23 protein-coding genes are annotated in these 25,899 nt (G+C 73.4%); 15 read left to right on the top strand and 8 right to left on the bottom strand.

Annotated features, from left to right (window positions below):
* Window positions 1-240 precede the first annotated feature (240 nt).
* Window positions 241-1,080 (top strand): GNAT family N-acetyltransferase, encoded by an 840-nt coding sequence (locus GSF22_RS09810; protein ID WP_208813096.1) that lies wholly within the window; start codon window positions 241-243, stop codon window positions 1,078-1,080.
* 149 nt (window positions 1,081-1,229) lie between these two features.
* Here the strand turns inward: GSF22_RS09810 and GSF22_RS09805 are convergent, their stop codons facing one another.
* From GSF22_RS09805 to GSF22_RS09790, 4 genes are all read right to left on the bottom strand, one after another.
* On the bottom strand, window positions 1,230-2,321 hold the full coding sequence (locus GSF22_RS09805; protein WP_208813094.1) for an NADH:flavin oxidoreductase/NADH oxidase: 1,092 nt from the start codon (window positions 2,319-2,321) through the stop codon (window positions 1,230-1,232).
* 12 nt (window positions 2,322-2,333) lie between these two features.
* Window positions 2,334-3,674 (bottom strand): dicarboxylate/amino acid:cation symporter, encoded by a 1,341-nt coding sequence (locus GSF22_RS09800; RefSeq protein WP_208813092.1) that lies wholly within the window; start codon window positions 3,672-3,674, stop codon window positions 2,334-2,336.
* Window positions 3,675-3,924: 250 nt separating this feature from the next.
* Window positions 3,925-4,563 carry a DUF998 domain-containing protein gene (locus GSF22_RS09795; RefSeq protein ID WP_208813090.1) on the bottom strand — a complete coding sequence of 213 codons (639 nt, stop codon included), beginning with the start codon at window positions 4,561-4,563 and terminating at the stop codon, window positions 3,925-3,927.
* Window positions 4,556-5,521, bottom strand: coding sequence for a glutathione S-transferase family protein (locus GSF22_RS09790; RefSeq protein ID WP_208813088.1), 966 nt, complete (start codon window positions 5,519-5,521; stop codon window positions 4,556-4,558). The genes GSF22_RS09795 and GSF22_RS09790 overlap by 8 nt, the downstream gene beginning before the upstream one ends.
* Before the next feature lie 136 nt (window positions 5,522-5,657).
* Between GSF22_RS09790 and pcaF the strand changes: the two genes are divergently transcribed.
* From pcaF to GSF22_RS09760, 6 genes are all read left to right on the top strand, one after another.
* Window positions 5,658-6,863, top strand: coding sequence for a 3-oxoadipyl-CoA thiolase (gene pcaF, locus GSF22_RS09785; protein WP_208813086.1), 1,206 nt, complete (start codon window positions 5,658-5,660; stop codon window positions 6,861-6,863).
* 101 nt (window positions 6,864-6,964) lie between these two features.
* Entirely contained in the window at window positions 6,965-7,783 is an 819-nt protein-coding gene (locus GSF22_RS09780; RefSeq protein ID WP_208813084.1) for an SAM-dependent methyltransferase, read from the top strand.
* 6 nt (window positions 7,784-7,789) lie between these two features.
* On the top strand, window positions 7,790-10,000 hold the full coding sequence (locus tag GSF22_RS09775; RefSeq protein ID WP_208813082.1) for a putative bifunctional diguanylate cyclase/phosphodiesterase: 2,211 nt from the start codon (window positions 7,790-7,792) through the stop codon (window positions 9,998-10,000).
* Window positions 9,991-10,491: a DUF456 domain-containing protein gene (locus tag GSF22_RS09770; RefSeq protein ID WP_208813080.1), complete on the top strand. Its 501-nt coding sequence runs from the start codon at window positions 9,991-9,993 to the stop codon at window positions 10,489-10,491. Before GSF22_RS09775 ends, GSF22_RS09770 begins: the two co-directional genes overlap by 10 nt.
* A 102-nt stretch (window positions 10,492-10,593) precedes the next feature.
* Window positions 10,594-11,337, top strand: coding sequence for an MBL fold metallo-hydrolase (locus GSF22_RS09765; protein WP_208813078.1), 744 nt, complete (start codon window positions 10,594-10,596; stop codon window positions 11,335-11,337).
* A gap of 106 nt (window positions 11,338-11,443) precedes the next feature.
* Window positions 11,444-12,172, top strand: a complete 729-nt coding sequence (locus GSF22_RS09760; protein WP_208813076.1) for a class I SAM-dependent methyltransferase — start codon at window positions 11,444-11,446, stop codon at window positions 12,170-12,172.
* 60 nt (window positions 12,173-12,232) lie between these two features.
* Here GSF22_RS09760 and GSF22_RS09755 read toward each other — a convergent pair whose 3' ends face one another.
* Together GSF22_RS09755 and GSF22_RS09750 are read right to left on the bottom strand one after the other, a co-directional pair.
* The gene (locus GSF22_RS09755) at window positions 12,233-12,625 is read right to left on the bottom strand and encodes an Rv0361 family membrane protein (protein ID WP_208813074.1); all 393 of its coding nucleotides are present in this window, start codon (window positions 12,623-12,625) and stop codon (window positions 12,233-12,235) included.
* A 144-nt stretch (window positions 12,626-12,769) separates the two neighbouring features.
* Entirely contained in the window at window positions 12,770-13,960 is a 1,191-nt protein-coding gene (locus GSF22_RS09750; protein WP_208813073.1) for an EI24 domain-containing protein, read from the bottom strand.
* 287 nt (window positions 13,961-14,247) lie between these two features.
* Here GSF22_RS09750 and GSF22_RS09745 point away from each other — a divergent pair, with 287 nt between their 5' ends.
* The 6 genes from GSF22_RS09745 (at window position 14,248) to GSF22_RS34650 (ending at window position 23,266) form a co-directional block, all read left to right on the top strand.
* A complete protein-coding gene (locus tag GSF22_RS09745; protein WP_208813071.1) occupies window positions 14,248-15,672 on the top strand; it encodes a glutamine synthetase family protein in 1,425 nt (474 codons plus the stop codon).
* Window positions 15,673-15,700: 28 nt separating this feature from the next.
* Window positions 15,701-17,053: an aldehyde dehydrogenase family protein gene (locus tag GSF22_RS09740; RefSeq protein WP_208813102.1), complete on the top strand. Its 1,353-nt coding sequence runs from the start codon at window positions 15,701-15,703 to the stop codon at window positions 17,051-17,053.
* A 28-nt stretch (window positions 17,054-17,081) separates the two neighbouring features.
* On the top strand, window positions 17,082-17,849 hold the full coding sequence (locus GSF22_RS09735) for a 3-oxoacyl-ACP reductase (RefSeq protein WP_208813068.1): 768 nt from the start codon (window positions 17,082-17,084) through the stop codon (window positions 17,847-17,849).
* A complete protein-coding gene (locus GSF22_RS09730; RefSeq protein WP_307803868.1) occupies window positions 17,846-18,565 on the top strand; it encodes a gamma-glutamyl-gamma-aminobutyrate hydrolase family protein in 720 nt (239 codons plus the stop codon). Before GSF22_RS09735 ends, GSF22_RS09730 begins: the two co-directional genes overlap by 4 nt.
* Window positions 18,566-18,684: 119 nt before the next feature.
* Window positions 18,685-19,236 carry a pyridoxamine 5'-phosphate oxidase family protein gene (locus GSF22_RS09725; protein WP_208813066.1) on the top strand — a complete coding sequence of 184 codons (552 nt, stop codon included), beginning with the start codon at window positions 18,685-18,687 and terminating at the stop codon, window positions 19,234-19,236.
* Window positions 19,237-19,441: 205 nt separating this feature from the next.
* Complete coding sequence (locus tag GSF22_RS34650; RefSeq protein WP_244366877.1) at window positions 19,442-23,266, top strand: SpoIIE family protein phosphatase; 3,825 nt, start codon at window positions 19,442-19,444, stop codon at window positions 23,264-23,266.
* A 75-nt stretch (window positions 23,267-23,341) separates the two neighbouring features.
* On the opposite strand, the gene GSF22_RS09715 is transcribed toward GSF22_RS34650, so the two are convergent.
* Window positions 23,342-23,656 carry an STAS domain-containing protein gene (locus tag GSF22_RS09715; RefSeq protein WP_307803866.1) on the bottom strand — a complete coding sequence of 105 codons (315 nt, stop codon included), beginning with the start codon at window positions 23,654-23,656 and terminating at the stop codon, window positions 23,342-23,344.
* Window positions 23,657-23,766: 110 nt separating this feature from the next.
* Here GSF22_RS09715 and map point away from each other — a divergent pair, with 110 nt between their 5' ends.
* A complete protein-coding gene (gene map / locus GSF22_RS09710; protein WP_208813063.1) occupies window positions 23,767-24,624 on the top strand; it encodes a type I methionyl aminopeptidase in 858 nt (285 codons plus the stop codon).
* Entirely contained in the window at window positions 24,621-25,337 is a 717-nt protein-coding gene (locus GSF22_RS09705; RefSeq protein WP_208813061.1) for a VIT1/CCC1 transporter family protein, read from the top strand. Before map ends, GSF22_RS09705 begins: the two co-directional genes overlap by 4 nt.
* Before the next feature lie 52 nt (window positions 25,338-25,389).
* Here the strand turns inward: GSF22_RS09705 and GSF22_RS09700 are convergent, their stop codons facing one another.
* Window positions 25,390-25,881 carry a nitroreductase family deazaflavin-dependent oxidoreductase gene (locus GSF22_RS09700; protein ID WP_208813059.1) on the bottom strand — a complete coding sequence of 164 codons (492 nt, stop codon included), beginning with the start codon at window positions 25,879-25,881 and terminating at the stop codon, window positions 25,390-25,392.
* Window positions 25,882-25,899 lie beyond the last annotated feature (18 nt).

Below are 25,899 nucleotides of genomic sequence, written 5' to 3'. Positions count from 1 at the left end.
ACCGGGACCACCGGGCGGAAAAGGCGGGAAGGGTGGGAAGCCGAAGCCGCGCATCCGCGCGTCCGGCGGCCCCTGGAACATCCGATCGAACCGCATGATGCCCTCCGTGCCATCGTCGATGGCTCAACGATATATCGGCAAACTATCGGCGACAAGTCGTTCCGAGGTGGGCGGTGTCCGGGGCGACCGCAGCCCGCCGTCGACCGGCGGAGCGCCCCACTCATCTGGCAGGCTGTAACTGTGCTGACGGTGCCGGTACGGCGGGTGGGGGAAGGGGAGCGGCGCTCCGTGGAGCGACTGCTCGACCTCGACCCGTACGCTGCGGCGCCGGTCGCCGAACGGGTCGCCGCCCACGGCCTCTCCTGGTGGCGGGGGGAGGGCCGGGTCCTCGGCTACGGATCCCGCCGCAACCTGGAGTCGATCTGCTGGCTCGGCGGCAACCTCACCCCGGTGCTCGCCACCCCACCGGCCGTCGCCGCCTACGCCGAACAGCTCAGCGGAGAACCCCGGATCTGCTCCTCGATCGTCGGGCACGCCGACGCGGTCCTCGGCCTCTGGGAACGGCTCGCGGCCCGGTGGGGACCGGCCCGGGACGTACGCCCCAACCAGCCGCTCCTGGCCACCGGGGCGGCGCCGCAGCCGGCTGCCGACCCCGACGTACGCCGGGTCCGGGTCGACGAGATCGACCAGCTTTTTCCCGCCGCAGTCGCCATGTACACCGAGGAGGTCGGGGTCTCCCCGCTGGCCGAGGACGGCGGGCGCAGCTACCGGCGTCGGGTCACCGAACTGGTCCGTGCCGGCCGGGCGTACGCCCGGTTCGTCGACGGGCAGGTGGTCTTCAAGGCCGAACTGGCCGTGGTGACCCGCCGGACCGCGCAGATCCAGGGCGTCTGGGTCGACCCGCAGTGGCGGGGCCGGGGCATCGCCACCGGAGCGATGGCGGCGGTGGTACGCGACGCGCTCGCCCACGTCGCGCCCACCGTCAGCCTCTACGTCAACGACTTCAACCTGCCGGCCCGGCGCGTCTACCAGCGCTGCGGGTTCCGCCCCGTCGGCACCCTCGCCACCATCCTCTTCTGAGATGTAAGGAAGGGCCCCCCGTTAACGCATTCGGTAGAGGAAGGGCCCCCTCTTAACACCCGCGCCCCGGTCAGGCAGCGTGTATCACGCCGGGGCGCCCCACAGGCGAAGCCCGCACCACGCCGGCCGCGCCCCGCCGCCGAGGCCGGTCAGACGGCGCGCTGGTACTGCGCCGGCCAGTGCCGCCCGGCGTCCGCCGGTGAGGCCGTGCCGGCACCCAGCTTCGCCGCCGCCCGTCGGGGCCAGTACGGCTCGCGCAGCAACTCCCGACCGAGCAGCACCAGATCGGCCGCCCCGGAGGCGACGATCTCCTCGGCCTGCTCCGGTTCGGTGATCAGCCCGACCGCACCGGTCGGTACGCCCGCACCGGCGCGTACCCGGGACGCGAGCGGCACCTGGTAGCCCGGCCCGACCGGGATCCGCGCGGTGGCCGACGCCCCGCCCGACGAGCAGTCGACCAGGTCGACCCCGGCCCGGGACAACTCCCCGGCGAGGGCGACGCTGTCGTCGACGGTCCACCCGCCGTCCACCCAGTCGGTCGCCGAGATCCGGGCCAGTACCGGTACGTCGTCACCGACGGCGGCGCGGACGGACCGGGCCACCTCCAGCGCCAGCCGCATCCGGGCGGCCAGGTCGCCGCCGTACCCGTCGGTCCGCCGGTTGGTCAGCGGGGAGAGGAACTCGTGCAGCAGGTACCCGTGGGCGGCGTGGATCTCGACGGCGGCGAACCCGGCCGCGACCGCGCGGGCGGCGGCGGCGCCGAACGCCTCGACCACGGTGGCGATCCCGGCGGCGTCCAGTGCCTCCGGGATCCGGTACCCGGGGACGAACGGTTCGGCCGACGGGCCGACCGGCGTCCACCCGCCCTCGTCGTCCGGCACGCCGCCGCGCTGCTCGGACCAGGGCCGGTAGGTGGACGCCTTGAACCCGGCGTGCGCGAGCTGGACGGCCGGTACCGTCCCCTGCCCGGCGAGGAACGCGGTGACCGGGCGCCAGGCGTCGACGTGCGCGTCGGACCAGAGGCCGGTGTCCTGCGGGCTGATCCGTCCCTCGGGCAGTACCGCGGTCGCCTCGGTGACGATCAGACCGGCGCCGCCGACCGCCCGGGTGCCGTAGTGCACCCGGTGCCAGTCGGTCGGCAGCCCGTCCGGACCAGCGCTGTACTGGCACATCGGGGCCATCGCCACCCGGTTCGGGAGGGTGACCGCCCGCAGTGGCAGTGGACTGAACAGGAGGCTCACGTCGATCTCTCCTCAGCGGTCGGGGGTGTTAAGAAGGGGCCCTTCCTCTACCGAAAGCGTTAAGCGGGGGCCCTTCCTTACGCCTACGGCGTCGTACGCCGCGCGGTCCAGGGTGCCCTCACGGGCGGCTACGATGGTCGGGACCAGCGCCTGACCGGCCACGTTGGTGGCGGTCCGGATCATGTCGACGATCGGGTCGATGGCGAGCAGCAGACCGGCGCCGGCCAACGGCAGGCCGAGGGTGCTCAGGGTGAGGGTGAGCATCACGATGGCGCCGGTCAGGCCGGCGGTGGCGGCCGAGCCGACCACCGAGACGAATGCGATGAGCAGGTAGTCGACCGGGCCGAGGGTGACCCCGAAGACCTGGGCCACGAAGATCGCCGCGAGCGCCGGGTAGATCGCCGCGCAGCCGTCCATCTTGGTGGTGGCGCCGAACGGGACCGCGAAGGAGGCGTACTCGCGGGGCACGCCGAGGCGTTCCACGGAACGCTGGGTGACCGGCATGGTGCCCACCGACGAGCGGGACACGAAGGCCAGTTCGATGGCGGGCCAGGCCCCGGCGAAGAATCGTACCGGGTTGAGCCGGCCGGCGGTGACCAGCAGCAGCGGGTAGACCACGAAGAGCACGATCGCGCAGCCGACGTAGACGGCGGTGGTGAACCGGGCGAGCGGGGCGAGCAGGTCCCAGCCGTACGCGGCGACGGCGTGGCCGATCAGACCGAGGGTGCCGACCGGGGCGAGCCGGATCACCCACCACAGTGCCTTCTGCACGATCTCCAGCACGGCGCGGTTGACGGCGACGAAGGGTTCGGCGGCGGTACCGACCAGCAGGGCCGCCGCCCCGACCACGAGGGCCAGGAAGACGATCTGGAGGACGTTGCCCTCGACGAACGCGCCGACCGGGTTGGTGGGCACGATGCCGGTGAGGAAGTCGGTCCAGGAGCCGGTCTTCTTGGGCGCGGTGGCCCCGGCGACGTCCAGGTCGACGCCCCGGCCGGGGTCGGTGAGCAGGCCGAGCCCGATGCCGACGCTGACCGCGATGAGCGCGGTGACGCCGAACCAGAGCAGGGTCTTCAGCGCCAGCCGGGCGGCGTTGGCCACCCCGCGCAGGCTGACCACGCTGACCACGATGGCGGTGAAGACCAGCGGTGGCACGGCGAGCTTGAGGAGTTGGACGAAGAGGCTGCCGACGGTGTCGAGGGTGCCGGCGAGCCAGCCCAGGTCGGCGGTGCGGGCCAGGTAGCCGAGGCCGGCGCCGAGCAGCAGGCCGGCGAGGATCTGGGCGGAGAAGGGGACGGCGGCGAGGGTGCGGCGCAGCCGGGCGGGCACGCCGGTGGGCGTGGTGGTGGTCATGGGTCTTTCCCAACGGTCCGGTGGAGCGGGTCGACGGTCAGCGGTGCTGGACCGGCGGGCCTGCGGGCCGGCGGGGGTGCCGGGCCGGAGGGTGGCCGGTCAGCGGGTCGGCTGAGCCGGACAGACGCCGCTGGCCTGTAGTCGCAGATCGACATACAGGCGCACGGTGAGGTCCCAGACGTTGGTCATCGCCCGCTGACGGTACGCGCGGCCGGGGCATCAGTGGAAGGAGCGGACCCCGTGACGATCCTTACAGGCGGGGTCGGGAACAACCGAGCAGCACGGCGGTGGTGAAGCCCCAGCAGATCGTCACGGCCAGCAGCAGCCGTTCCAGGGTACCGACCAGCGTGCCCCGGCCGACCGTGAGCATGGCCAGCCCGACCGCTGCGGCCAGCGGAAACGTCGCGAGTGTGGCGAGGGCGGCGAGCCCGCGCAGGGCCCGCCCGGCAGCCGGGGTACGCAGCACCGCCAGCATCGCGAAGGCCACCGCCGCGACGGCGGCGATGCTCGCCCCGCCGTGCACCAGGTCCGCCACACCGGCCTGCTCGAACGGCGGCAGCGGGCAGCCGTCGGAGCAGGTGACCGCTCCGGAGAGGGCGGTGGCCAGACCGCCGGCGGCCAGCAGGGCGGCGGCCGGACGCAACGCCGGGGGCAGGGCGGCGGCGAGCAGCAGCAGCGCCGCCGCCAGGGCCAGCACGCCCAGCCGGTACGCCGTCGCGTACGAACTGCCGACCACGCCGGCCTCGCTGACGTATCCGGTCAGCCCCGGTCCCGGACCGGCGACCACGGCGAACGTCACCGCGACCGTGCCGGCGAGGATGCCCAGGGCCGCACCGACGGCGGCGACCCGGGACCGGACGGTGCCGGCCGCGACGGGGCGGTCAGCCACGCCCGTGCGGCGTGGTCCAGCCGGACTCGTCGGGCCCGAGCGGCACGATCTGCGTCGGGTTGATCGCGTGGTGGGTGCCGTAGTAGTGCCGTTTGATGTGGTCGAAGTCGACGGTGTCCCCGAAGCCCGGCGTCTGGTAGAGATCCCGGGCGTACGCCCAGAGCACCGGGAGCTCGGTCAACTTCTGCCGGTTGCACTTGAAGTGCCCGTGGTACGCGGCGTCGAACCGGACCAGCGTGGTGAAGAGCCGGACGTCGGCCTCGGTGATCGCGTCCCCCATCAGGTAACGCCGGTCGGCCAGCCGGTCCGAGAGCGCGTCCAACCGGGCGAAGAGTGCCCGGAACGCCGCGTCGTACGCCGCCTGGCTGGTGGCGAAGCCGCACCGGTACACCCCGTTGTTGACGTCCCGGTGGATCTCGGCCATCAGCGCGTCCAGCTCCGGCCGCAGCGCCGCCGGGTAGAGGTCCGGGGCGCCGGGGGCGTGCAGGCGCCGCCACTCGGTGGACAGGTCCAGGGTGAGCTGCGGGTAGTCGTTGGTCACCACCTGCCCGGTGACGGTGTCGACCAGCGCCGGCACGGTGACCCGGCCGGTGTACCCCGGGTCGGTGGTGTGGTACGCCTCGGCCAGGTACCGGATGCCGAGCACCGGGTCCCGGCCGTCCCGGTCGAGGGTGAACCGCCAGCCCCGCTCGTCCCGGATCGGGTCGACCGTCCCCAGGCTGATCACGTCGTCCAGCCCGAGCAGGCCCCGGACGATCCGGGCCCGGTGCGCCCACGGGCAGGCCCGGCACCAGATCAGCCGGTACCGGCCGGCCTCCAGCGGCCACCGGCCCTGCGCGTCCGGCCCGCCGCCCGGTGGGGAGTCGGAGTCGGCGGTGACCCGGCCGGTGAACCGGTTGGGTTGCCGGACGAACTCGCCGCTGCCGGCGGTCTCTGCGCTGAACTGGGCCCGCACCATGGGCCCAACCTATCCCGGGCGTACGCCACCCCGCCGGAATCCGATCCGGCGTCGATATCCTGGCCCCGTGCCGGCCGCGACCCGGTCCGGCGCGCCCGACATGCCTTCCCACCCTCCCCCGACGAAGGGCAGTCCGATGAGCGTTGCCTACCTGGTGTCCGGTGTCCGTACCCCGTTCGGCCGGTACGGCGGCGACCTGGCCGGGGTACGCCCCGACGACCTGGCCGGGCACGTCGTCGCCGAACTGGTGGCGCGGCACCCGACGGTGGACTGGGCCCGGATCGACGACGTGATCCTGGGCTGCGCCAACCAGGCCGGGGAGGACAACCGGAACGTGGCCCGGATGGCCGCGCTGCTCGGCGGGCTGCCCGAGGAGGTCCCGGGCACCACGGTCAACCGGCTCTGCGGTTCCGGTCTGGACGCGCTGGCCCTCGCCGCCCGGTCGATCGTGGCCGGCGAGGCGGACCTGATGGTGGCCGGCGGGGTGGAGAGCATGAGCCGGGCGCCGTTCGTACTGCCCAAGGCGACCTCGGCGTTCTCCCGCGCGGCGGAGATCCACGACACCACCATCGGCTGGCGGTTCGTCAACCCCCGGATGGAACGCGGCTGGGGCATCGACTCGATGCCGGAGACCGCCGAGAACGTGGCCGCCGAGTACGCCGTCGCCCGTACCGACCAGGACGCGTTCGCCTTCCGGTCCCAGCAGCGGGCCGCGAAGGCACAGGCCAACGGCCGGTTCGCCGAGGAGATCGTGCCGGTGACCGTACCCGAGGGACGGCGCGGCACCCGGGTGGTGGACACCGACGAACACCCCCGGGAGACCTCGCTGGAGAAGCTGGCCGCGCTGCCCACCCCGTTCCGGGCCGGCGGCACGGTCACCGCCGGCAACTCGTCCGGCGTCAACGACGGTGCGGTGGCGCTGCTGGTGGCGAGCGAGGCAGCGGTCGCGGCGTACGGCCTGACCCCGCTGGCCCGCATCGGCGGCGCGGCGGCGGCCGGTGTCCCGCCCCGGGTGATGGGGATGGGCCCGGTACCGGCCACCCGGAAGCTGCTGGACCGGCTCGGTCTCACCGTCGGCGACCTGGACGTGATCGAGCTGAACGAGGCGTTCGCCGCCCAGGCCGTGGCCGTGCTGCGCGAGTTGGGCCTGCCCACCGACGCGGAGCACGTCAACCCGAACGGCGGGGCCATCGCGCTGGGTCACCCGCTCGGCGCCAGCGGCGCCCGGCTGGCGCTGACCGCCGCGTTGGAGTTGCGGCACCGGGGTGGGCGACGCGCACTGGCCACGATGTGCGTGGGAGTCGGTCAGGGGATCTCCCTCATCCTGGAGTCTGCGGCCTAGAGTGGGCAGACCATCCGACCTGCGGGTCCACCGGTGACCGTCGCACGTTGACGGCACCGGCCGGTCCCGTATGCCTAGACTCGACCACCCTGGGACGGACCATGCAACTGCCGGACGGACCCCCCGCCGAGATCGACCTGAGCCGCCCCAGCGCGGCCCGTGTGTACGACTACTTCCTCGGTGGCGCGCACAACTTCGAAATCGACCGGCAGCTCGCCGAGCAGATCGCCCGGATGACCCCCAACCTGGCCGCGACCATGCGCGCCGGGCGTGAGTTCCTACGCCGGGCGGTGCGGGTACTGCTCGCCGAGGGCATCGACCAGTTCCTGGACATCGGTTCGGGTATCCCCACCGTCGGCAACGTCCACGAGGTGGCCCAGTCGGTGAACCCGGCGGCCCGGATCGTCTACGTGGACATCGACCCGGTCGCGGTGGCGCACAGCCGGGAACTGCTGGCCGGCAACGATCTCGCCACCGTCATCCACGCCGACCTGCGGGAGCCGGAGCGGATCCTGGCCGAGGCCGCCGCGAGTGGCCTGCTCGACCTGTCCCGCCCGGTCGGCATCCTGCTCGCCGGGGTGGTGCACTTCATCCCGGACGCGGACCGGCCGGGGGACATCCTGGCCACCCTGCGGGCCGCTGCGGTCCCGGGCAGCTTCCTGGTCGTCTCGCACTCCACCTACGAGGACCAGCCACAGGAGATGCTGGACGCCCAGCGGCTCTCGGCGCGTACCGACACCGAGATCACCCTGCGTTCCCGGGCGCAGATCACCGGCTTCTTCGGCGACTGGACCCTGCTGGAGCCGGGCGTGGTGCACATGCCGCTGTGGCGACCGGACGCCCCGTCCGACGTGGACGACCACCCGGAGCGGTTCGGCGCGTTCGGGGGGGTCGGCCGGTACGACCGACCGACAGGCTAGCCCGGCATGGGTGACGCGCTGCCCGCCACAGGCGACGAGGGGTTCAGCCGTCCCGGTGCCCAACGGTACGCCGCCGACTGGGCCCGGGCGGTCCGCCGGTTGGGGTTCGTGCCCCTGAGCGGCCCGGAGACCGAGCGGCTGCTGCTGGTCCACACGGAACGCCTCGCCCGGGCCCTGCTCGCCGAACCGTTCACCGCCCAGCCGGCGGCGGACGTCGGGCGGGACCTGGTCGAGGCGCACCTGACCGAACCGGGCATCCTCGACTGGTCGGTACGGGCGCTCGGGGACCGGTTCCTGGCGCAGGTGCTGCCCGGCCGTCCGGCGCCCCGGATGGCCGGGCTGCGGGCCGCCGGGCCGGGCGGTCGGATGGCGACCGGGCCGGCCGAACGCCTCGCCCAGTTGCAGGGGTGCCTCGCCGCCGGCTTCGCCCGCGCGCTGCGGGACCGCACCTTCACCCAGCAGGAACGGATCGCCCGGTCCGCGTGGCGGGCCCGCGACCAGGTCGAACAGGCGCTACGGGACAGCGAGGCCCGGTTCCGGGCGGTCTTCACCGGGGCGGCCATCGGCATCGGCATCGCCGGCATCGACGGGACGGTCATCGACGTCAATCAGTCCTTCGCCGACATGCTCGGGTACTCCGTCGCCGAACTGCGGCAGATCAACGTCGCGGCGCTGTTCCACCCGGACGACGCCGCCGGCATGTGGGGGCTGTACCAGGACCTGATCGGCGGTCGGCTCGACACCGTCCGGGTGGAGAAGCGCTACTACCGCAAGGACGGCAGCGTCGTCTGGACCGACCTGGCCGTCTCGTTGATCCGGCACGACGACGGCCGGCCCCGGTTCACCGTGGCGATGATCGAGGACATCACCGAACGGTACGAACTCCAGCAGCGGCTGCGCTTCCAGGCGCTGCACGACCCGCTGACCGGACTGCCGAACCGTACCCTGTTCTTCGAGACCCTCGGCCGGGTCTTCGCGGCGGCGCCGCCGGAGCACCGGGTCGGGGTCTGCTTCCTCGACCTCGACGGGTTCAAGACCATCAACGACAGCCTCGGTCACGACCTGGGCGACCGGCTGCTCGTGGTGATCGCCCAGCGGTTGGCCGAGTGCGTCGCCGGGCAGGGCCACCTGGTCGCCCGGATGGGCGGTGACGAGTTCGTGGTCCTGGTCGACCCGTGTCCGGACCCGGCCGACGCGGTCGCCGTCGCCGAAGCGGCCCTGGCTGCCGTCGCCGCGCCGGTGCAGGTCGGTGACCAGCAGCTCGCCGTCTCGGCCAGCATCGGCATCGTCTCCGGACCGGTCGATGGTACGGACGCCACCGGGCTGATGAAGGCCGCCGACACCACGCTCTACTGGGCCAAGGCGGAGGGGCGGGGCCGCTGGGCCGTCTACGACCCGGAACGCAGCGCCCGGGACCAGGCCCGTTCCGCGCTCGCCGCCGGCCTGCCGGGCGCCCTGGACCGGGACGAGTTCGTGGTCCACTACCAGCCGATCGTCTCGCTGGCCGACGGACGGATGCTGGCCGTGGAGGCGCTGGTCCGGTGGCAGCACCCGGAGCTGGGCCTGATCGGGCCGGACCGGTTCATCGGGCTGGCCGAGGAGACCGGCCTGATCGTCCGGGTCGGCCAGTGGGTGCTGGAGCGGGCCTGCCGGGACGCCGCCGGTTGGCGGGCCGCCCACCCGGACACGACGCCCGTGGTCAGCGTCAACCTGGCCGCCCGCCAGGCCGACGACCCGGGGATCGTGGACACCGTCGCCCGGGCGCTGACCGACAGCGGACTTTCGGCGGAACTGCTGCAACTGGAGCTGACCGAGAGCGCGGTGATGGGTACCACGGGGGAGCCGCTGCGGTCGTTGCGCCGGCTCGCCGCCCTCGGGGTGCGACTGGCCATCGACGACTTCGGCACCGGATACTCCAACCTGGCCTATCTGCGGCGGCTGCCGATCCACTGCCTCAAGCTGGCCGCCCCGTTCGTCGAGGGCATCCGGGCCGCCGGTGACAACCGGGACGAGCAGATCGTGGACGCCCTGGTCCGGCTGGCGCACGCGCTCGACCTGCGGGTCACGGCCGAGGCGGTGGAGACCGGGGTGCAGGCCGAACGGCTGCGTGCCCTGGGCTGTGACACTGGGCAGGGGCGGCTGTTCGGCGCCCCGGTGGAGGCGACGGAGATCGCCGCCCGGTTGGCGGAGACGGATGGCGGGAGACGATGGACCTGACCGATACGCAGTCCCTGGTGACGCTGCTGGCCGGGGTGGCCATCGTGGCCGGGCTGCTCGGGGTGGTGGTGCCGGTGCTGCCGGCGCTGCCGCTGTGCTGGGGCGGGGTGCTGATCTGGGCGATCTTCACCGAGGGCGGCTGGCAGCGGTGGGCGGTGCTCGGCGCGGCCACCGTGGTCGCGGTCCTCGGCACGGTGGTCAAGTACGCCTGGCCGGGGCGCAACCTGAAACGGGTCGGGGTGCCCAACTCCACCCTGCTCGCCGGTGGTGTGCTCGGCATCGTCGGGTTCTTCGTGGTCCCGGTGGTCGGCCTGCTCCTCGGTTTCGTGCTGGGGATCTGGCTGGCCGAACGGCTCCGGCTCGGTGACAACCAGCTGGCCTGGCCGGCCACGAAGCAGGCCGTGCAGGCCGCCGGGCTGGCCTTCCTGATCGAGTTCACCGCAGGCGCGATGATCGCCACCCTCTGGGTCGCCGGCCTCGTGCTCACCTGACCCGGCCTCCGGCCTTCGGCGTCCGAAGTCCGGCCTCCCGGGGTCCGGCCTCCCCGGGTTCCGCCGCGACCGGCGGGCGCGGGATCGGTTACCGTCGGCGACATGCGGATCACGGTCCTCGGTGGGGTGGCGGCCTGGCCGGGTACGGTGGGCGGCTGTGCCGGCTACCTGGTAGAACGGGACGGCTACCGGCTGCTGGTCGACCCCGGGTACGCCACCCTGCCCCGGCTGCTGCGGCACGTCCCGCCCGACGCGGTGGACGCGGTCTACGTCAGCCACGGCCACCCCGACCACTGCGCCGACCTGCAACCCCTGCTACGCGCCCGGGCGCTCACCGACCGGGACGGTCCACCGCTGCCGGTGTACGCCCCGCCCGGCAGTCTCCAGCCGTTGCTGGCGATCGACGAGCCGGGGCTGGTCGACGGGGCGTACACCCTGCACGAGTTCCACCCCGGGGACACCTTCGCGCTGGGCTGTTTCCGGGTACGGACCTGGCTCCTGCCGCACTTCGTACCGAACGCGGGCGCCCGCTTCGAGGTCGACGGGCGGGTGCTGGCGTACACCGGGGACACCGGACCCGACCCGGACCTGCCGGCGCTGGCCCGGGACGCGGACCTGCTGATCGCCGACGCGACCTACGTCGACACGGTCCCGGACCGGTACGCCGGGAACCTCTCCACCGCCGCCGAGGTCGGCCGGTACGCCGCGTCGGCCGGTACCCGCCGGATCTGGCTGACCCACCTCTGGCCGGGTACCGACCCGCAGGCCGCCGTCGACGCCGCCCGCCGGGCGTACGCCGGCCCGGTCGACGTGGCGGTACCCGGCCTGACACTCACCCTGCCCTGACACTCATCCTGTCCCGACCGGTTCCGCGCCCGTCGACCACTGTGGAATCGGGCACATCTCATCGGCTGTCATTGATCCCCACGGGTGTCGGGGGTTTGCTGACGGCATGGCGCGCATCGCGTACGACGACGAGGACGCAGCGGCCTTCGCCGCCACCCGGCACCTGCCGATGCACGGCCTCACCGCCTGGCGGGCGGCGGTCGCCCGGCACCTGCGCCCGCAGCCCGGGATCCGGGTGCTCGACCTCGGCTGCGGCACCGGCATGTGGGCCCGCGCGTTCACCGACTGGTACGCCGCCGACGTGGTCGGGGTCGAGCCGGCGGCGGCGATGCGACGGCGTTGCGGCCACCCGGGCGTCCTGGCCGGCGACGCCGGGCACATCCCGCTACCGGACGCCGACGTGGCCGCCGCCTGGCTCTCCACGATGATCCACCACGTACCCGACCTGCACGCCGCCGCCCGGGAACTGCGTCGGGTGGTCCGGCCGGGCGGACCGGTGCTGATCCGGTCGGTCTTCGCGGGCCGGCCCGACGGGCTGACCCTGTTCGCGTACTTCCCGGAGGCGGTCCGGGTGCTGGACACCTACCCGAGCGTCGCCGAGGTGACGGCGGCGTTCCGGTCCGCCGGGTTCGCCACCGCCAGCCTGGAGCAGGTCCCGCAGCTCACCGCCGAGTCGTTGGCCGTGGCGGCGGACGAGCTGCGCCGGGACGCGCACACCCTGCTCAAGCTGATCGGCGACGACGAGTACGCCGCCGGCCTGGCCCGGCTGCGGGAGGCCGTACCGACCCGGACCGGGCCGGTCGTCGACACCCTCGACCTGCTCGTGCTGCGGTGACCGGCCGACCGGTGGGTCGACCGGCACCGGGCAGCGCTGGTGCGGGTGTGCCGCCGGAGCCTAGAGGCAGACCCGCCAGGTGCCGTCCTCCTTGGCCATGGTGAGGATCTGGGTGGCCTCGCCACCGGTACCCCGGGTCAGCTCCACCACGACGGTGCCCCCCACCCGGCCGTTGTTGTTGGTGATGGTGGTGCCGGTGATGTCGTAGTCCGTGATGGCGGGCAGGCTCGACTGCATCCGGGTGAAGTCCGCCTCGCTGGTGCTGCTACGGGTGCTCTCGCAGAGCCGCGCGTACGCGCCCGGGTAGTCGCCCCGGCCGAGGTCGTCCAGGTAGCCGCTGGCCGCGTCCCGGGCCGGCGCCACCGCCGCGTCGACCTTGTTGTAGAACCAGAAGCCGCCGCCGACGCCACCGACGCAGCAGAGCAGCAGCACGATGCCGACGATGACGAGCACGGTACGGAGGGGCCGGCCGGACTTCGGCGGCGGAGCATATGCGGGCTGGTACGTCATGGCCGGGAGGGTAGGCGGGGCCGGCAAGAACCGGCCGGAGCCGTCACACCCGGTCACGGCTCGACCGAAGCCGAGCGAGGTGGGCGGCTAGGACCAGGGGCCGGACGGCAGCGCGGGTGGCGCCGGGGGTACCGCTGCGGGCGCCGGGTGCCCGGCCGGCACCGCCGCCGCGTCGAGCGTGCGGATCCGGCGGTGCAGCAGCAGGGCCCCGATGAAGACCATCGGCGCGACGAGTGCCCGGAGCGGCATCACCGGCAGGCCGAGCAGCAGAGTGCCGGTGGCGCCGAACCCGATCACACTCGCCCGGTGCCGCCAGGCGGTGCGGAGTTGGGCCCGGAACGTCGTGCTGCCGTGGTGGTGCAGCGGGATCGACAGGATCAGCAGGCCGACCAGGAAGCCGTTGAACACGAGCACCGTGCCGAGCGCCACGAACACGTTGAGCCCCGGGACGAGCAGCAGCGGCACCAGCAGCAGCCAGCCGAACTGGAGAACCAGGGTGACCAGGACCGCCTGCCGGACGGTGACCGCCCAGGCCCGCCACAGCGACGGCGGACGACTGCCGGTGCCGGTGCCGTGGTGGCCGGTGGCGGCCGGGGTGCCGAGGGTGCGCTCGACCCGCCGGGCGAGCAGCACGTAGCAGGGCGCACCCAGCACGATGCTCAGCGGCAGGACCAGGTAACCCAGGACGACGTGTACGCCGATCCGGGCGCCCCAGACCAGGATGCCGCCGAGCACCTCGGAGATCACCGCCGGCCAGCTCTGCACGAACGAGGTGAGCCAGTGGACGACGATCTCGACACCGGTTTCCACTGCGGTGGTGATGCCGAGCATGGCCAGTACCAGCAACGCGACCGGGGCCGCCGCGTAGAGCCAGAGCACCGGGCTGGTGAGGAACCGGCCGGCGCCCCGCCAGAAGCAGCCCATCCCGGCGAAGAGGTTCACCACCGGGCGGGTCCCCCGGTAGGCGGCGGTACGGGCGGTACGCGCGGCTCCGGTCGCCATCGCCCGACCGGCCCGGCGTACCGCCTCGGCAGTCGCTGTCTCCGTCGGTGGCGAGGGGTGCACCGGTCGGGTCGGCGGTACCCACTGCGTCGGCGGCACCGGTTGCGCCGGCGGCCGGTCCGGCAGCGGGACGCCGTCCGGTTGCCACGGTTGCAGGGCGGCCGCCGGAGGCGGGGCAACCTGGTGGGGGAGGAGATCCGGCCCGGGGACGACGGGGTACGCACCCGGGGGCTCCCGCCACGCCGTGGCGGGGTGCTCCGGCTCCAGCGGGCTCACCTGGGTCGACCACCTTCCCTGTCGCACGGCGGCCCGGACGGTGGGGCGGCGCACCGACCGCCCGACCGGTCCGCCGGGTGTCCGCAGTCTACTGAGGACGATGGACCCGGGTGGCCCCGCCGGCGACCCGGCCGACGCGCAGGTCAGGTACGACCGGTCCGTCGGCGGGAACCGGCCCCGGTACCGGCCGTGACCCGCCACGCCGGGCCGGGGTTTGCCGGGACACGGCGGGTGGGCATTGACGGTGGTCCGGTCAGCCAGTAGACCTTGGTGATGGAGGCCCGCCGATGACGAACGCCCCGATGAGTCCGGACCGGCTACGGGCCGCCGTCGACGCCGGTGAGGTGGACACCGTGGTGCTCGCCCTGGTCGACATGCAGGGCCGGTTGCAGGGCAAACGGTTCCACGCGCGGTACTTCCTCGACCACGTGCTCGACCACGGCAGCGAGGGCTGCGACTACCTGCTCGCGGTGGACGTGGACATGAACACCGTCGACGGGTACGCGATGTCGAGCTGGTCGCGCGGCTACGGTGACATCGCGATGCTGCCCGACCTGGCCACCCTGCGCCGGGTACCGTGGCAGCCCGGCACCGCGCTGGTCCTGGCCGACCTGGCCTGGCCGGACGGGCGTGGCCCGGAGGCCGGAGGCGGCGACCTGGACCCAGGGGCGGAGGGTGCCGGCCGGGTCGGCCGGGAGGTGGCCGCCTCGCCCCGGCAGATCCTCCGTCGGCAACTCGACCGGCTGGCCGCCCACGGACTGACCGGGTACGCCGGCACCGAGCTGGAGTTCGTGGCGTTCCGCGACTCGTACGAGGAGGCCTGGCGGCGCGGGTACCGCGAGCTGACCCCGGTCAACCAGTACAACGTCGACTACTCGCTGCTCGGTACCGCCCGGGTCGAGCCGCTGCTGCGCCGGATCCGCAACGAGATGGCCGGGGCCGGGCTGGTCCCGGAGAGCGCCAAGGGGGAGTGCAACCTCGGCCAGCACGAGATCGCCTTCCGCTACGCCGACGCGCTGACCTGCGCCGACAACCACGTGATCTACAAGAACGGGGCGAAGGAGATCGCCGCCCAGGAGGGTCTGTCGATCACCTTCATGGCCAAGCCGAACGCCCGCGAGGGCAACTCCTGCCACATCCACTTCTCGCTGCGCGACGCCACCGGCGGCTCGGCGATGCTGGGCGACGGCCCCGGTCACCTGTCGGTCACCGGGCAGCGGGTCCTCGCCGGGCTGCTCGCCACGATGCGCGAGTTCAGCCTGCTCTCCGCCCCGAACATCAACTCCTACAAGCGGTACCAGCCGGGTTCGTTCGCGCCGACCGCGCTGCGCTGGGGTACCGACAACCGGACCTGTGCGCTCCGGCTCGCCGGGCACGGCCAGGGCATGCGGGTGGAGAACCGGGTACCCGGGGCGGACGTCAACCCGTACCTCGCCATCGCCGCGCTGGTGGCCGGGGCGGTACACGGCATCGAGGCGGAGTTGTCGCTGGAGCCGGAGTGCACCGGGAACGCGTACGACGACGCGGACGCACCCCGGGTGCCGGGGACGCTGCGGGAGGCGCTGGAGCTGTGGGAGTCCTCGTCGACCGCCCGCGCGGCGTTCGGTGCCGAGGTGGTCGCGCACTACGCCAACCAGGCCCGGGTCGAGTTGGCCGCGTTCGACGCGGCGGTCACCGACTGGGAGCTGTTCCGTGGCTTCGAACGCCTCTGACCCACGAGAAGAGATCGGCGGGACGACGATGCAGGTGGTGAACCCGGCGACGGGGGAGCTGATCACCACGGTGCCCGCCACCACCCTGGCGGAGACCGATGCGGCGATCGGGCGGGCGGCGACCGCGTTCGAGTCGTGGCGGGCGGTGGCGCCGGCCGACCGGGCCCGGCTGCTGCGCCGGTTCGCCGCGCAGGTCGACGCGCACCTCGACGAGCTGGCCGCGTTGGAGGTCCGCAACGCCGGGCACACCGTCGGCAACGCCCGCTGGGAGGCCGGCAACGTCCGCGACGTGCTCGACTACTACGCCGCCACCCCGGAGCGGCTGACCGGCCGGCAGATCCCCGTACCCGGTGGGCTGGACGTGACCTTCCACGAGCCGCTCGGTGTGGTCGGGATCATCGTGCCGTGGAACTTCCCGATGCCGATCGCCGCCTGGGGATTCGCCCCGGCCCTGGCCGCCGGTAACACCGTGGTGCTCAAGCCGGCCGAGCTGACCCCGTTGACCGCGCTGCGGCTGGCGGAGCTGGCCCGGGACGCCGGCCTCCCCGACGGAGTGTTCACCGTGCTGCCCGGCGAGGGGAGCGTGGTGGGTGAACGCCTCGTCACCCACGAGCAGGTCCGCAAGATCTGCTTCACCGGTTCCACCGCGACCGGTACCCGGATCATGGCCGGCTGCGCGGCCCAGGTGAAACGGCTGACCCTGGAGTTGGGCGGCAAGAGCGCCAACCTGGTCTTCGCCGACGCGGACCTGGACCGGGCCGCCGCGACCGCGCCGTACGCGGTCTTCGACAACGCCGGCCAGGACTGCTGCGCCCGTTCCCGGATCCTGGTCCAACGGCCGGTGTACGACCGGTTCCTGGAGTTGCTGGAGCCGGCGGTACGCGCGGTCCGGGTGGAGGACCCGACCCGCGAGTCGGCCGAGATGGGGCCGCTGATCTCGGCGCGGCAGCGGGCGACGGTCGCCTCCTACGTCGACGGCGCCGAAGTCGCCTTCACCGGCTCCTGCCCCGACGGCCCCGGCTTCTGGTACGCCCCGACGGTGCTGCTCGCCGGGTCCCCGGCCGACCGGCACTGGCGGGAGGAGGTGTTCGGCCCGGTGGTGTCGGTGCTGCCGTTCGACGACGAGGCGGACGCGGTCCGGCTGGCCAACGACACCGAGTACGGCCTGTCCGGCTCGATCTGGACCCGGGACGTGGGCCGGGCGATCCGGGTCTCCCGGGCGGTGGCGGCCGGCAACCTGAGCGTCAACTCGCACTCGTCGGTGCGCTACTGGACGCCCTTCGGCGGGATGAAGCGCTCCGGTCTGGGCCGGGAACTGGGGCCGGACGCCCCGCTCGCCTTCACCGAGACCAAGAACGTCTTCATCTCGACGGACCAGTAGTGACGGGCCAACAGACCGAGGAGTGAGTGTGCAGGGACGGTTGCAGGACCGGGTGGCCGTGGTCACCGGGGCGGGTAGCGGCATCGGGTTGGCCACGGTGCGCCGGTTCGCCGCCGAGGGGGCCCGGGTGGTCTGCGTGGACATCGACCCGACCGCCGGGGCGGCGGCGGCCGAGGAGGTCGGTGGGGAGTTCGTGGCCACCGACGTGGCCGACGAGACGGCGGTACGGGACCTCTTCGACGGGGTGGCCGAACGGTACGGCCGGGTGGACGTCGCGTTCAACAACGCCGGCATCTCGCCACCCGACGACGACTCGATCCTGGAGACCGGGCTGGACGCCTGGGAGCGGGTGCTGCGGGTGAACACCACCAGCGTCTACCTCTGCTGCAAGTACGCCATCCCGCACATGCGGCGGCAGGGGAAGGGTTCGATCATCAACACCGCGTCGTTCGTGGCGCTGATGGGCGCGGCCACCTCGCAGATCGCGTACACCGCGAGCAAGGGCGGGGTGCTGGCGATGACCCGGGAGCTGGGCGTGCAGTTCGCCCGGGAGGGCATCCGGGTCAACGCGCTCTGCCCCGGCCCGATCGCCACCCCGCTGCTGCTCGACCTCTTCGCCGCCGACCCGGAGCGGGCCGCCCGCCGACTGGTCCACGTACCGATGGGCCGGTTCGGCCGGCCCGAGGAGATCGCCGCCGCCGTCGCCTTCCTGGCCAGCGACGACGCCTCGTTCATGACCGCCGCGCAGTTCGTGGTGGACGGCGGCATCACCGGCGCCTACGTCACCCCGCTGTGACGCACCACCCGTCCGTCCCGGTCCGCCGCCGGCCGGTGGTCGGGATCACCGCGTACGTCGAACCGGCCGGCTGGGGCCCGTGGCGGGACCTGTCGGCGGTACTGGTGCCGTACGCGTACGTCCGGGCGGTCACCGGGGCCGGGGCGCGGGCCGTGGTGCTGCCGCCCGACGACGGGGACGCCGACGTGCTGGCCGGGTTGGACGGGCTCGTCCTGGCCGGCGGCGCGGACCTGGACCCGGCTCGGTACGCCGAGCCGCCCGGTCGGTGGACCGAGTCCCGGCCGGACCGGGACGCCGGGGAGTTCACCCTGCTCACCGCCGCGCTCGGTGCCGATCTGCCGGTACTCGGGGTCTGCCGGGGCATGCAGCTGCTCGCGGTGGCGTACGGGGGACGCCTGCACCAGCACCTGCCGGACGTGGTCGGGCACGACCGGCACCGGCCCGCGCCGGGCGTCTTCGGTACCCACCCGGTGCGGTTCGCGCCGGGCAGCCGGATCGCCACGGTGATGGCCGGCAGTGCCGAGGTCAACACCTACCACCACCAGGGGGTGGCCGACCCGGGCGGGCTGACCGTCACCGGCTGGGCCGACGACGGGGTGGTCGAGGCGGTGGAGGACCCGGGGCGCCGGTTCGTGCTCGGGGTGCAGTGGCACCCGGAGGTGGCGGACGACCTGCGGCCGTTCCGGGCGCTGGTGGCCGCCGCCGGGGTGCCCTGAACCCACCCGGCCGGTGGGTGACGGGCCGGGGTTCCGGGGGCCGGTCGAGCCCGGTCACCGGTCCCCGTGGGTGGGAACGGGGCGGACGGCGGTGGCCGCCGACTGGCAGCATCGTCGGCATGGGCAAGGTGTACCCGGCCATCGAGGGCCGTCTGCGGGAGTTCATCGAGGCACAGCCGGTCTTCTTCGTGGCGACCGCACCGGCGGCCGTCGACGGGCACGTGAACGTCTCCCCGAAGGGCATGCGCGGCACGTTCGTGATTCTCGGCCCGCACCGGGTGGCGTACCTCGACTACCACGGCAGCGGCGCGGAGACCATCGCGCACCTGCGGGAGAACGGCCGGATCACGCTGATGTGCTGCGCGTTCGAGGGGCCGCCCAAGGTGGTCCGGCTGCACGGCCGGGGTCGGGCGGTGGTGGTGGACACCCCCGGGTTCACCGAGGCGCTGGGCTGGTTCCCGGCGCCACCGGACCTGCACGCCGTCCGGGCGGTGATCGACGTCGAGGTGCTGCGGGTCAGCGACTCCTGCGGGTACGCGGTCCCGCTGATGGACTACCAGGGCGACCGGGACCTGTTGATTACCTCACATGCCCGGCGGAGTACCGAGGATCTGGTGGAGTATCGGGCCAGCCGCAACGGCGCCAGCCTGGACGGTCTGCCGGTCTTCTGACGGTTGCTCCTGTCGTCCGGCGGCTGGGTCAGCCGGTCACCGCACCTCGGTGCCACCCGCCCCGCCGGGCGGGCGGTACCGCTTCCCGATCAGCAGCGTCGCCGCGCCCGGATGCGTTACGTCGCCGGTCCGTCGGGGTACATGGCCGGTCACGGTGGGCGGATCAAGTGGGTACCTGCCGACGACGGCCGGAGCGGGAGGCTTCATGAGCTCGGCCCAGGGGGGCGGTCAGCCGTCCAGCGGCGCGACGGCGGGGGAGGTCTCCCCGATGCTGGCCGCCGCGTTCGCGGCCGGCGGTGAGATGGGCGCCCGGATGCGGGACCTCGACTGGCGGTCCACATCGATCGGCGGTCCGCACACCTGGCCGTCCAGCCTGCGTCACGCGATCAGCTCCCTGCTCACCTCACGGGCCCAGATCTGCATGTTCTGGGGCGACGACCAACTGGCCTTCTACAACGACGCCTACCTGCCCACCCTCGGCGGGAAGCATCCGGCGGTGCTCGGTCAGCCGGCCCGGGACCACTGGTCGGAGATGTGGCAGGACGTGCTCGGCCCGCTGCTCGTCGCCGTCCGGCGTACCGGCGAGGCGTTCCAGGGCCGTGACCATCCGTTCCTGCTCAACCGGTACGGCTTCCTGGAGGAGACCTACTTCGACGTCTCCTACGACCCGCTGCGCGGCGAGGACGGCAGCATCGACGGGGTCTACTGCATCTGCACCGAGACCACCGGCCGGGTGCTCGGTGAGCGGCGGCTGCGGGCGCTGACCGGGCTGGGTTCGCAGCTGGCCGCCGTGTCCAGCGACGCCGAACTCGGCCGGGCCGCCTCCCGGGTCTTCGACGACCACCGGGCGGACATCCCCTTCGCGCTGCTCTACCTGACCGAAGCGGAGGCCGGCCCGGCCTACCTGATCTGCCACAGCGGAGTCGACCGGGACGCGGTGCGGGTACTCGACACCGAGATGCCGTCGGCGCTGCGGGAGGTGCTCTGCGGCGGACCGGCGTGCAGCGCCGACGTCGCCGACTTCCTGCGGACGGTACCCCCGCTCGCTGCCCGGCAGGCCCTGGTACTGCCGATCATGGCCGCCAACGAGCCGGCCGGGGCGCTGGTGGTGGGGGTCAGCGAACGGCTCGCGCTGACCGACGAGTACCGCAACTTCTTCGACCTGGTGGCCTCCCAGCTCTCCACCGCCGTCGGCCGGCAGCGGGCCTACGAGCAGCAACGGGCCCGCGCCGCCGAACTCGCCGCACTGGACCGGGCCAAGACGAACTTCTTCGCCAACGTCAGCCACGAGTTCCGCACCCCGCTCACCCTGGTCCTCGGCCCCCTGGAGGACCTGCTCGGCGACCCCGACCTGCCCACCGGGCTGACCGGGCCGCTCACCGTCATGCACCGCAACGCCCTGCGGCTGCTGAAACTGGTCAACACCGTGCTCGACTTCTCCCGGCTGGAGTCCGGCCGGTTGACGGCCCACTACGTCCCCACCGACCTGGCCGACTACACCGCCCGGCTGGCCAGCACCTTCCGCTCGGCCACCGACCGGGCCGGACTGCGGCTGGTGGTGGACTGCCCACCGCTGCCCGAGCCGGTCCTCGTCGACCGGGACATGTGGGAGAAGATCGTCCTCAACCTGCTGTCCAACGCGTTGAAGTTCACCTTCAGCGGTGAGATCCGGGTCACCGTGCGGGCCGTGGACGGGAGGGCCGAACTGGTGGTCGGTGACACCGGCGTCGGCATCACCGCCGACGAACTGCCGCAGATCTTCGAACGGTTCCACCGGGTCGCCGGGGTGCCGTCGCGTACCCACGAGGGGACCGGGATCGGCCTGGCCCTGGTCCGGGAACTCGTCGGCATGCACGGTGGCCGGGTGACCGCCCGCAGCCGGGTCAACGAGGGCAGCGCCTTCACCGTCTCCGTACCGTTCGGCACCCGGCACCTGCCCGCCGAGCGGATCGGGCGGCAGCCGGCCGCGATCACCGCCGGGCCACCGTTCGCCGGTACCGCCACCGCACAGTCGTCCGTGGTCGGCAGCGTGACCGGGCAGCCGTCCGTGGTCGGCAGCGTGAGCGGGCAGTCGTCCGTGGTCGGCAGCGTGACCGGGCAGCCGTCCGTGATCGGCACCGTGAGCGGGCAGGCGGATCTCTACGTGGCGGAGACCGGCTGGTGGACCACCCCGGAGACCCCGGCCGGACCGGAGGTCACCCCGTCGACCGGGGACGGCCAGGCGAAGCGGCACGGCCGGATCCTGGTCGCCGACGACAACGCGGACCTGCGGGAGCACGTCACGCGGCTGCTGACCCCGTACTGGGAGGTGGTCGCCGTACCGGACGGCGTGGCGGCTCTCGACGCGGCGGTCCGTACCCCGTTCGACCTGGTCCTGACCGACGTGATGATGCCCCGGCTGGACGGCTTCGGGCTGGTCGCGGCGCTGCGCGCGGACGCCCGAACCCGGCACGTGCCGATCGTGCTGCTCTCCGCGCGGGCCGGGAGCGCCGAGGAGGTCGCCGGGCTCGCGGCCGGCGCGGACGACTACCTGGTCAAGCCGTTCGCCGCCCAGGAGCTGATCGCCCGGGTCCGGGCCAACGTCGAACTGGGACAGCTCCGGGGGCAGATCATCCGGCAGTTGCGGGCGCTGGCCGACGCGGCGGTCGCGGTCAACACCGCCCGCTCCACCGCCGAGGTGCTCCAGGTGGCGGCCCGGCACGCGCTGGCCCTGGTCGAGGCCGGCCGGGTGGTGGTCACGGCACCCGGATCGCGGTACGAGGCGGACGGCGGCGGTCGTTCCCCGGAGGACCCGTCCGCCGTGCTCGCCCTCACCGGCACCACCGGGGAACCCCTCGGTGAGCTGCGGGTCTGGCCCCGGGAGGGGGAGCACACCGACACCGAGTTGGCCGCCCTGGACCAGCTCGCGCGGCTGGTCGGGGTGCGCCTGGAGAACGCCCGGCTCTACGAGACCGAGCACCGGATCGCCACCACCCTCCAGCACAGCCTGCTGCCCCGGACCCTGCCGCACCTGCCGGGCGCCATCGTGGCCAGCCGTTACCTGCCGGGCACCGCCGACGTCGAGGTCGGCGGTGACTGGTACGACGCGATCAGTGTCGGCCACGAACTGGTCCTGGTGATCGGGGACGTGGTCGGCAAGGGGGTGCCCGCCGCGGCGGCGATGGGTCAGCTGCGTAACGCCCTGCGGGCGTACGTCCTGGAGGGGTACGACCCCGGGCAGGCGCTCACCCGGCTCAACCGGCTGGTCGTCTCCACCGAGGGCCGTTCCTTCGCCACCGTGGTCTGCCTGTCCTTCGACCCCCGGACCGGGGGGCTGCGGTACGCCAGCGCGGGGCACCCGTCCCCGGTGGTGATCCGGGAGGGTGACGTGAGTTTCCTGTACCACAGCGCGCTCGGCCCACCGGTCGGCGCGCTGCCCGAGACGTCGTACGAGACCGTCGACGGGCGTCTCGACCCGGGTGCGCGGCTGCTGCTCTACACCGACGGTCTGGTCGAGGACCGCTCACTCGGCATCGACGCGGGCCTGGCGCAGCTCCGGGCGGACGCCGCGATCGACTGCGGGCACGTCGACGACCTGGTCAGCCTGGTCGTCGACCGGGTGGCCGGCCGGCTGCGCCGGGACGACGTCGCGGTGCTCGCCCTGGAGGCGGCGGCTCTCAACCGGTTCGCCCTGCGGCTGCCCACCGACCCGACGAAGCTCAGCGTGCTGCGCAAACGCCTGGAGGACTTCCTCATCGCCCACGACGTCAGCGAGAACGACCTGTTCGACCTGACCGTCGCGGTCTCCGAGGCGGCGGCCAACGCGATCGAGCACCCGCTCGAACCGACCGAACCGCACATCGACGTAGAGGTCATGATCGCCGACCGGACGGTGACCGCCACGGTGCGGGACAGCGGGCAGTGGCGGGAGCCGGGTGGGGCCGGCTTCCGGGGGCGTGGCCTGGCCCTGATCGGGGCGCTCAGCGAGGTGGCGGTCACCCGTACCGGCAGCGGCACCGAGGTGACCCTGCGCCGTCGGCTGGAACAGTGACGGGCCCGGTCCGCGCCGGGAGGTTTGGTCCCCGGCCAACGTGACGGTGGGAGCCGTGCGGGCGGCCCAGGGCCGTCAGTCCCGGCTGACCCAGGGCTGACCGATCAGTCCGGCGATCTCCAGCACCCGGCGGACCTGGGGGGACGGCAGCACGGTCAACGCGTCCGGGAAGTGCCGGGCGATCCGGATCACCGCGTGGATCGCGGCCGAGTCGAAGAACGTCACCCGGCGCAGGTCGAGCAGCAGGTGTTCGGCCGGCTCGCGCACGGCGGTCTGGTACATCGTCTCTGCGGTCGCCATGTCGACCTCGCCGCGTACCCGGACCGTGAGGCGACCACCGTCGGCCTCCGCCGTCGCGGAGAAGACCGGTTCCGCACCTCCTTGATCCACGCCTGCCACCATGGCACAGCGGACCCGCGCGGGCAACAACCGACCGGACCGGTCAGTGGGCGGGGTCACCGGCGGATGAACGGTCCGGTCGGCGGCGATAGGCTGACGTCATGACCGTCCGTGCTCCGCTGACCCCCGGCACGCTCTCCCCATGGCGACCGGTGCCGTCGCACATCGTCCGCCCGGAGTACGTGGGCCGGAAGCAGCCCCAGCCGTGGCGCGGCTCGCACGTGCAGACCCCCGAGACCATCGAGCGGATGCGGGTCGCCGGGCGGATCGCCGCGCAGGCCGTCCAGCTCGCCGGTGAGCACTGCAAGCCCGGGGTGACCACCGACGAGATCGACCGGGTGGTGCACGAGTTCCTGGTCGACCAGGGGGCCTACCCGTCGACCCTGGGCTACAAGGGCTACCCCAAGTCCTGCTGCACCAGCCTCAACGAGGTGATCTGCCACGGCATCCCGGATTCCACGGTGCTCGTCGACGGCGACATCATCAACGTCGACGTCACCGCGTACATCGGTGGGGTGCACGGCGACACCGACGCCACGTTCTGCGTCGGCGAGGTCTCCGAGGAGGCGCGGCTGCTCGTCGAGCGGACCCACGAGGCGATGATGCGGGGCATCCGGGCGGTCGCTCCCGGGCGGCAGATCAACGTGATCGGGCGGGTGATCGAGTCGTACGCGAAGCGGTTCGGCTACGGCGTCGTCCGGGACTTCACCGGTCACGGCATCGGCGAGGCGTTCCACAGCGGGCTCTACGTGCCGCACTACGACAGCCCCCGGCCGACCGACGTGATGGAACCGGGCATGACCTTCACCATCGAGCCGATGATCACCCTCGGCACCCACCAGTACGACCTGTGGGACGACGGTTGGACGGTGGTCACCAAGGACCGGAAGTGGACCGCCCAGTTCGAGCACACCATCGTGGTGACCGAGAGCGGTCACGAGATCCTGACACTGCCATGACCGACACACCGGCGGCGCTGCGCGAGGCGCACCACGCGGACGTGTCCGGCGGTTGGCTCCGGCCGGCCGTGTTCGGTGCGATGGACGGGCTGGTCACCAACATCGCCCTGATCGCCGGGGTGGGCGGGGGCGGGGTGTCCCCCCGCAGCATCGTCCTCACCGGCACGGCCGGGCTGGTCGCCGGCGCCATCTCGATGGGGTTGGGCGAGTACACCAGCGTCCGGTCCGCCAACGAGCAGGTGGCCGCCGAGGTGGCCAAGGAGCGCCGTGAGTTGGAACGGCATCCGGAGGCGGAGGCCCGGGAACTGGCGCAGGCCTGGGTCGCCCGGGGGCTGCCCGAGAAGCTGGCCCACGAGGTGGCGACCACGCTGGCCCGCAATCCGGAGGAGGCGCTGCGGGTCCACGTCCGCGAGGAACTCGGCGTGGACCCCGACGAGCAGCCCAGCCCGTGGGCGGCGGCGATCTCGTCGTTCCTCTTCTTCTCGGTCGGCGCGTTGGTCCCGCTGCTGACGTACCTGCTCGGGTTCACCAGTCTCTGGCTGGCCCTGGGCGTCGGTGGGGTCGGGCTCTTCGTCGCCGGTGCGGTGGTCGCCCGGTTCACCAACCGGCCCTGGTGGTCCAGCGGTACCCGGCAACTGCTGCTCGGGGTGGCCGCCGCCGCCGCGACCTACCTGGTCGGCCGGCTGATCGGGGTGCAGGGCGGGCTCGGCTGATCGAGGGCCCGGCTGGTCGGGCCCGGTCGGCTGGTCGGGCCCCGTCGGCTGGTCAGGCCCCGTCGGTTGGTCGGGCCGGCCCGGCCGGGGCGAGCCGGAAGATCCGGATGTCCCGCCCACCGGCCCGCTCGACGTACGTCTCGTAGGCCGGCCACTCGGTCACCAGCAGTTGCCAGAGCCGGTCCCGTTCCGCACCGGTGGCCAGTTCGGCGCGTACCCGGATCCGCTGCCCACCCACCGTGACCTCGGCGCCCGGGTCGGCCAGCAGGTTCAGCGCCCAGGCCGGCTGATGGGTCTGCCCCCAGTTCGAGCCGATCACCACGTACCCGTCGCCGTCGCGGACGTAGAGCAGCGGGTTGCTGCGCGGTTGCCCGGACCGGCGGCCGGTGGTGGTGATGATCAGCGACGGGATGAGGCCGAGCGCGACCACCCGACCCCGGGTGAGCCGGCCGACCAGCCGGTCGGCGGGGACGAGGAGTCGGGCTCCGGCGGCGAACCAGCGCCGGTGGCCGAGTCGGCGGGTGAGGCTTCCCAGAACGGACACCCGCCCAGTGTGCCGGCC

The sequence above is a fragment of the Micromonospora echinofusca genome (assembly GCF_017614955.1).
In the GTDB taxonomy this organism is placed as follows: Bacteria; Actinomycetota; Actinomycetes; order Mycobacteriales; family Micromonosporaceae; genus Micromonospora; species Micromonospora echinofusca_A.
The sequence above is the reverse complement of the archived record's forward strand: the minus strand, read 5'-3'. Positions and strand labels throughout refer to the sequence as shown.

Bases quoted from the DNA above. Each gene is read 5' to 3' on its own strand.
- GSF22_RS09800 (WP_208813092.1), bottom strand. From the start codon at position 3,674: ATGACCACCACCACGCCCACCGGCGTGCCCGCCCGGCTGCGCCGCACC.
- GSF22_RS09790 (WP_208813088.1), bottom strand. From the start codon at position 5,521: ATGGTGCGGGCCCAGTTCAGCGCAGAGACCGCCGGCAGCGGCGAGTTC.
- pcaF (WP_208813086.1), top strand. From the start codon at position 5,658: ATGAGCGTTGCCTACCTGGTGTCCGGTGTCCGTACCCCGTTCGGCCGG.
- GSF22_RS09780 (WP_208813084.1), top strand. From the start codon at position 6,965: ATGCAACTGCCGGACGGACCCCCCGCCGAGATCGACCTGAGCCGCCCC.
- GSF22_RS09775 (WP_208813082.1), top strand. From the start codon at position 7,790: ATGGGTGACGCGCTGCCCGCCACAGGCGACGAGGGGTTCAGCCGTCCC.
- GSF22_RS09770 (WP_208813080.1), top strand. From the start codon at position 9,991: ATGGACCTGACCGATACGCAGTCCCTGGTGACGCTGCTGGCCGGGGTG.
- GSF22_RS09765 (WP_208813078.1), top strand. From the start codon at position 10,594: ATGCGGATCACGGTCCTCGGTGGGGTGGCGGCCTGGCCGGGTACGGTG.
- GSF22_RS09760 (WP_208813076.1), top strand. From the start codon at position 11,444: ATGGCGCGCATCGCGTACGACGACGAGGACGCAGCGGCCTTCGCCGCC.
- GSF22_RS09745 (WP_208813071.1), top strand. From the start codon at position 14,248: ATGACGAACGCCCCGATGAGTCCGGACCGGCTACGGGCCGCCGTCGAC.
- GSF22_RS09740 (WP_208813102.1), top strand. From the start codon at position 15,701: ATGCAGGTGGTGAACCCGGCGACGGGGGAGCTGATCACCACGGTGCCC.
- GSF22_RS09725 (WP_208813066.1), top strand. From the start codon at position 18,685: ATGGGCAAGGTGTACCCGGCCATCGAGGGCCGTCTGCGGGAGTTCATC.
- GSF22_RS34650 (WP_244366877.1), top strand. From the start codon at position 19,442: ATGAGCTCGGCCCAGGGGGGCGGTCAGCCGTCCAGCGGCGCGACGGCG.
- map (WP_208813063.1), top strand. From the start codon at position 23,767: ATGACCGTCCGTGCTCCGCTGACCCCCGGCACGCTCTCCCCATGGCGA.
- GSF22_RS09705 (WP_208813061.1), top strand. From the start codon at position 24,621: ATGACCGACACACCGGCGGCGCTGCGCGAGGCGCACCACGCGGACGTG.